Origin of the sequence: Mesorhizobium sp. M4A.F.Ca.ET.090.04.2.1, assembly GCF_003999085.1 — a bacterium.
GTDB lineage: Bacteria > Pseudomonadota > Alphaproteobacteria > Rhizobiales > Rhizobiaceae > Mesorhizobium.
Genome location: NZ_RZOT01000367.1, coordinates 1 through 6133 on the forward strand (window position 1 = coordinate 1; position 6133 = coordinate 6133).

The 6133-nt window shown below is 64.7% G+C and carries 6 protein-coding genes, 1 other RNA gene and 1 pseudogene; 7 read left to right on the top strand and 1 reads right to left on the bottom strand.

Going from position 1 to position 6133, the window contains the following annotated elements:
- Nucleotides 1-176: pseudogene (locus EN781_RS35480) on the top strand (lytic transglycosylase domain-containing protein); the annotation flags it as partial.
- 63 nt (nt 177-239) lie between these two features.
- Nucleotides 240-651: RNase P RNA component class A (rnpB, locus tag EN781_RS22840), an RNA gene on the top strand.
- Between the two features lie 70 nt (nt 652-721).
- On the opposite strand, the gene EN781_RS22845 is transcribed toward rnpB, so the two are convergent.
- The gene (locus EN781_RS22845) at nt 722-1837 is read right to left on the bottom strand and encodes a cystathionine gamma-lyase (RefSeq protein ID WP_126053890.1); all 1116 of its coding nucleotides are present in this window, start codon (nt 1835-1837) and stop codon (nt 722-724) included.
- Nucleotides 1838-2253: 416 nt separating this feature from the next.
- On the opposite strand from EN781_RS22845, the gene mraZ reads away from it, so the two are divergent.
- The 5 genes from mraZ to EN781_RS22870 all read left to right on the top strand — a co-directional run.
- On the top strand, nt 2254-2712 hold the full coding sequence (gene mraZ, locus EN781_RS22850) for a division/cell wall cluster transcriptional repressor MraZ (protein ID WP_056573299.1): 459 nt from the start codon (nt 2254-2256) through the stop codon (nt 2710-2712).
- Nucleotides 2709-3725 (top strand): 16S rRNA (cytosine(1402)-N(4))-methyltransferase RsmH, encoded by a 1017-nt coding sequence (gene rsmH, locus EN781_RS22855; RefSeq protein WP_126053891.1) that lies wholly within the window; start codon nt 2709-2711, stop codon nt 3723-3725. The genes mraZ and rsmH overlap by 4 nt, the downstream gene beginning before the upstream one ends.
- Before the next feature lie 4 nt (nt 3726-3729).
- Nucleotides 3730-4125: a hypothetical protein gene (locus EN781_RS22860; RefSeq protein WP_126053892.1), complete on the top strand. Its 396-nt coding sequence runs from the start codon at nt 3730-3732 to the stop codon at nt 4123-4125.
- 14 nt (nt 4126-4139) lie between these two features.
- The gene (locus tag EN781_RS22865) at nt 4140-5849 is read left to right on the top strand and encodes a penicillin-binding protein 2 (RefSeq protein WP_126059039.1); all 1710 of its coding nucleotides are present in this window, start codon (nt 4140-4142) and stop codon (nt 5847-5849) included.
- Between the two features lie 54 nt (nt 5850-5903).
- Nucleotides 5904-6133: Mur ligase domain-containing protein (locus EN781_RS22870; RefSeq protein WP_245492639.1), on the top strand; the 230-nt coding region annotated here is incomplete at its 3' end.

Below are 6133 nucleotides of genomic sequence, written 5' to 3' on the forward strand. Positions count from 1 at the left end.
ACATCAAGTACGGCATGAAATACCTGGCCATGGCGCGCGGCCTCGGCGGCGGCACCACCTGCGGCACGATCCTGAAATACAATGCCGGCCACGCCGCGACTCGGATGAACCCGGTGTCGGCCGCCTATTGCAGCAAGGTCAAGGTGCAGATGGCGGCGCTCGGTTCGCCGGCATGATGAAGCTGGGGTAACCGCCTTTTTCGTTTGCGTTTTCAGGCGCGAACCCCTTTATACGCTCTGCCAGCTGGCCGGGCGGCCGCACCCGCGAAGCCGAAAGGCTGCGGGTGAGGAAAGTCCGGGCTCCATGGAGACACGGTGCCGGTTAATGGCCGGCGGGGGCGACCCCAGGGAAAGTGCCACAGAAAGCAAACCGCCGCGGCGTTCGGCTCTGCCGGATCCGGGGCAAGGGTGAAAGGGTGGGGTAAGAGCCCACCGCGCGACTGGCAACAGGAGCGGCATGGTAAACCCCACCGGGAGCAAGACCGAATAGGGGCGGTGCGAGGGGAAACCTTCGAGGGCTGTTTCCGGCCCACCGCCCGGGTAGGTTGCGTGAGGCGCATGGCAACATGCGCCCAAGATGAATGGCCGCCGCGTTCCCGTGCCGCAAGGCGCGGGGGCCATACAGAACCCGGCTTATAGGCCAGCTGGCAATTTTTCTCCGCGATATCGCCGTGAAATCCATTTGATATCAGTGGGCTGCGCCGTCCGGCGTGCGCTCTGATTCAACCACCAAGGCGGTCGAGCGATGCCTCGATCGCTTGCCAAAGCTCTTCCACCGGCTCGCAGCCAATGGACAGGCGCACGAAGCCCGGGGGCACGGCGTCGCCCCTTTTTGATCGCCGTTCGGCCGAGGTGTGGACGCCGCCGAAAGAGGTTGCCGCCTGCATCAGGGTGCAGTTGTCGATGAAATCCTCGGCCTTCTGCTCGGAGGCCAGGTCGAACGAGATCAGGAAGCCGAAGCGATCCATCTGCGCGCGCGCCAGATTGTGCGAGGGATCGCCGTCCAAGCCGGGAAAACGCAGGTCGCTGACCGCCGGATGCTGTCTCAGCCGCCTGGCGATCACCTCTGCCGAGGCGCACATGCGGTCGAAGCGCACCTCCAGCGTCTCGAGGCCGCGATGCACCAGCCAGGCCTCGAACGGCCCGGGAATGCCGCCGGCCGTCTCGCGCCAGTCCCTTACCTTGGCGACGATATCTGGATTGCGGCTCGCGACATGGCCAAACAGCACGTCGGAGTGGCCGTTCACCGCCTTGGTGTCGGCGGAGACGACGATATCGGCGCCGAGGTCGAGCGGGCGCTGGCCGTAGGGCGTCATCGTCGTGTTGTCGACGACGAGGAGCGCGCCTCGCGCATGGACAGCGTTGGCGACTGCGGCGATGTCGCAAATGTCCAGCCGCGGGTTAGACGGGCTTTCGACGAAGACAAGCTGGTAGCCGTCGAACCCTCCGTCGAGAAAGGTTGGGGTCGGCCTGGTGTCGCAGGCGACGCCGAACGGCTTCAGGAAGCGTTCCGCCAGCGCGCGCGTGGCGTGATAGCCGTCGGCAGGCAGAAGGACGCGGTCGCCGGATTTCAGCAGCGCGAAAAACACCGACGAGATCGCGCCCATCCCCGACGGGAAGGCGAGGCATTGCGCGTCTTCCAGATGACCGAGCGCATGTTCGACGGCGCGCCAGGTCGGATTGTCGTAGCGGCCATACTGGTCGAAGCCCGCTTCTTCGCCAGGTGTGTGGAAGATCGAAGCCATGGTCAGCGGCAAGGGGATCGGATCGCCCTTGGCGAAATCGCGGCTGCGCAAGTGGGCAAGTGCGGCGGCACGTGACTTCGCCGTTTCGGACATCGACCATTCACCTCCTGTTGGCCGCCAAAGGCAGCGGAGCATTGGCGCGACGCTATGCGTGGGCGCGGTCCGCAGCAAGCCGCGTCCCTTGGGCCACAGCCCTCTAAACGCTTCGTTAGGCTTAATGGACGATAAAGATCAGACGTGCCGTCAGGCTGCTCTTTCTGGTTGTGGCGAGCGCGTTTGTGAAGCTCGCTCCCGTTGACGCCCATAGTACCCCATGATATCCCATTCCGATACCAAAGCCTTCGTTCCGTGTCAGGGTGAAGCGTACGCCAATCGGGCAGCCGCTGGGGCTGCGCGTTTGCGAGCTTTCGCCTCGTTGAACGAAGCAGAATTTCGGGAAGGGACGCGCTGCGGCGGCGCGGACGGGATGATGGAAAGGGGTGCGGCGGCGGAAGCGGCTGTGGCGCGTGATGGACCGGTTTCTGTCGAACACGGTGAGCAGGATCGATGCGAAGGGACGGGTCTCCGTTCCGGCGCATTTCCGCGCCGTCGTTCAGAAGCGGGGCTATTCGGAGCTCTATGCGCTGCGCTGCCTGGATCTTCCGGCGATGGATGTCGGCGGTCTCGACCTGCTCGACCGCTACGAGCAGCGCATCGCGCAGGAAGATCCCTTCCTGCAGACGGCGGACGACATGTCGTTCTTCTGCCATGGCGATGGTACGTTCCTGAAGCTGGATCAGGACGGGCGCATAACGATGACCGACTTCATCCGCGAGCACACCGGCATTTCGGCGGAAGTGGCCTTTGTCGGCCGCGGCAATTTCTTCCAGATCTGGGAGCCGGGACGGCTTGCCGCCTATGGGGCGCAGGCGCGCGCCCGGCTGTTGCAGCTTCGGCAGGGGACGAAGCCTGGGGAGCGACCGGAATGATGGCTGGCCACGGCGAGGATATCAACGCCGTTGGCGGACTGGCCCGCCACATTCCGGTCCTCCTTGCCGAAGTGCTGGAGGCGCTGTCGCCCAAGGCCGGCGATCTGATCGTCGACGGCACCTTCGGCGCCGGCGGCTATACCAGGGCCATCCTGGCAAGCGGTGCCTCGGTCGTGGCCATCGACCGCGATCCCGATGCCATCGCCGCTGGGCGTTCGCTGGAACAGCAATCCGGCGGCAGCCTGACTCTTGTCCAGGCGCCGTTTTCGATGCTCGACGAGCATGTCGAAAGCGCCGACGGGGTGGTGCTCGACATAGGCGTCTCCTCCATGCAGCTCGACCAGGCCGAACGCGGCTTCTCGTTTCGCGCCGACGGGCCGCTCGACATGCGCATGGCGCAGGCGGGTCTGAGCGCCGCCGATGTCGTCAACAGCTTCAAGGCGGGCGACCTTGCCCGCATCTTCGGCTTTCTAGGCGAGGAGCGTCATGCCGGCCGCATTGCCCGCATGATCGAGAGCCGGCGCGAGAAGCGGCCGTTCGAACGCACGCTCGATCTCGCCGACGCCATCGAGACGCATATCGGCCGCGCACCGAAGGACAAGATCCATCCGGCGACCCGCGTCTTCCAGGCGTTGCGCATTTTCGTCAACGACGAGCTCGGCGAACTGGCACGCGCGCTGTTCGCGGCAGAGCGGGTGCTGAAACCCGGCGGCCGGCTCGTCGTGGTGACCTTCCATTCGCTGGAGGACCGCATCGTCAAGCGCTTCATCGCCGACCGGGCTGAGGCCGCGAGCGGCTCGCGCCATATGCCTGCGGCACAAGCCCGCCTTGAGACCTTCCGCAAGGCCGGCGGCGGTGTAACCGCAGGCGATGCGGAGATATCGGCCAATCCGCGCGCGCGCTCGGCTAGGCTGCGCGCGGCAATCCGCACCGAAGCGCCGGCGCGCGCGGGCGATTTTTCGATTTTCGGCCTTCCAAAGCTTCCCGCCGTCGAGCGGCCGGGGGAGAGGTGAGCACGTGTTTCGTACCAGCGACATAGTCCTGATCGCCGTCATGGTCTCGGCGGCGGCCCTGACCTACAAGACCAAGCGCGATGCCGAGGAGCAATTGGCTTCCGTGCAGAAGATCGAGGCGCAGATCCGCTACGAGGAGGACACGATCGATCTTTTGAAGGCGGACTGGAGCCTGCTCACTCAGCCCTCGCGTCTGCAGAAGCTCGCCGAAATCTACAAGTCGCAGCTCGAACTGGAACCGGTCAATGCGCGCCAGATCGTCAACCTCGACGATCTGCCGGCAAAGCCGGTCAACATCGAGGACCTCTCGTCGCAGCGGCTGGGCGGCATGGCCGACAATTCCGACAAGGGGCCCAAGGGCGCCAAGGACCCGATCGTGACCGGAGGCATCGTGCAATGATCGCCAGGTTCTCGATGCTCGGAGGACTGTTGAGGCGCCGCAAAAGGCAGGATGACGACGGCTCGATCGTGGTCGACGGCGCCCGCAAGGCGACCGGCGGCAGGGCCAAGACCCGCATCGTGATGACGATGGCGGTGTTCTTCGGCATCTATTCGGCCATCGCCGGCAGGCTTGTGTACCTCGGCTTCCAGAGTCCCGACATGTCGGGCGGCCCGCAGAACCGCGTGACGGCCTCGCGGCCCGACATCGTCGACCGCAATGGCGAGGTGCTGGCGACCGATATCAAGACGGCCTCGCTGTTTGCCGAGCCGCGCCGCATCGTCGACGCCGACGAGGCGATCGAGAAGCTATCGACCGTGCTGCCCGAGATCGACTACGAGCAGACCTACCACAAGCTGAAGAGCGGCGCCGGCTTCGTTTGGCTGCAGCGGCAGCTGACGCCGAAGCAGCAGGCCGATATCATGCAGCTTGGCATTCCCGGTTTCGGCTTCCGCACGGAAAAGCGCCGCTTCTATCCGAGCGGCGAAACCTCCTCCTACATTGTCGGTCTCACCAACATCGACAATCAGGGCATCTCCGGCATGGAGAAGTATATAGACGACCAGGGCCTGACCGACCTGCAGGCGTCGGGCCTGGCTGTGGCGAGAGACCTGAAGCCGGTGCGGCTGTCGATCGACCTGCGCATCCAGAACGTCGTGCGCGACGAGGTGGCCACCGGCATGGAGCGGTTCCATGCGATCGCGGCGGGTGCCGTCGTCCTCAACGTCAAGACCGGCGAAGTGATGGCGATGGCCTCGGTGCCGGATTTCGACCCGAACAATCCCTACAACGCTCAGGACAAGGACCGGCTGAACCGCATGTCGGCCGGCCTCTATGAAATGGGCTCGACCTTCAAGAGCTTCACCACCGCCATGGCGCTGGATTCCGGCAAGGTGACGCTGGAAAGCCGGTTCGACGCTACGCGGCCGATCAGGATCGGCCGCCAGACGATCCACGACTTCCACAGCAAGGGCCGGGTGCTGTCGGTGCCGGAGGTGTTCATCTATTCCTCCAACATCGGCTCGGCGAAGGAGGCCGAGGCCGTCGGCATCGAGGGGCACCGCGAATTCCTGCATCGCCTCGGCGTGCTCGAGAAGATGCAGACGGAATTGCCGGAAGTGGCGCGGCCGACCGAGCCAAGGGTGTGGAAGCAGGTCAATTCGATCACGATCGCTTTCGGCCATGGCGTGTCCACGACCCCGCTGCAGACGGCGGTGGGCTGCGCCGCCCTGATGAACGGCGGCTTTCTGATCGAACCGACTTTCCTGCCACGCACGGCGCAGCAGGCGATGGAAGTGGCCAAGAAGGTGGTCAGCGAAAGGACCGTCGAAGGCATGCGCTATCTCTATGCGCTCAACGCCGAGAAGGGTTCGGGCAAGAGCGCTAGGGTTCCGGGCTACCGCGTCGGCGGCAAGACCGGCACGGCGGAGAAGGTCGTCAATGGCCGATACTCCAAGGAGAAGAATTTCAACGCCTTCGTCGCCGCTTTCCCGATGGATGATCCGCAATACATCGTGCTGACGATCGCCGACGAGCCGAAGCCGGAAAAGCCGGGCATGGGGGCGACCGCCGCCTCGAACGCGGGCGTCATGGCGGGAAACATTATCCGCCGTTCGGCCGCCATGCTTGGCGTGAAGCCAGATTTCAGCCATGAAAATGGTGCAACGCTGGTTTCCTATCAGTGATTCTTGGGGCGCGCCGGCAACTGCGCGCTATTTTGTTGCGATGAACGGGACTCGATGCAGCTAAAAGAACTAGCCGGTATCCTGCCTGTCGAGGGAACAGCTTCCCCCGACCTGGTGGTCACCGGGATTTCCTCGGATTCCCGCGCGGTCAAGACCGGCGTCGTCTTTTTCGCGCTCGCCGGCAGCAAGGCCGATGGCGCTGCCTACGCGGCGGATGCCGCTAAGCGGGGTGCCGCAGCGGTCGTGGCGGGCAAGGGGAGCGCCCTTTCCGCGCTGCCGGTCCC

Coding starts and splice junctions, on each gene's coding strand:
- EN781_RS22865 (WP_126059039.1), top strand. CDS start 4,140: ATGCTCGGAGGACTGTTGAGGCGCCGCAAAAGGCAGGATGACGACGGC.
- EN781_RS22845 (WP_126053890.1), bottom strand. CDS start 1,837: ATGTCCGAAACGGCGAAGTCACGTGCCGCCGCACTTGCCCACTTGCGC.
- rsmH (WP_126053891.1), top strand. CDS start 2,709: ATGATGGCTGGCCACGGCGAGGATATCAACGCCGTTGGCGGACTGGCC.
- mraZ (WP_056573299.1), top strand. CDS start 2,254: ATGGACCGGTTTCTGTCGAACACGGTGAGCAGGATCGATGCGAAGGGA.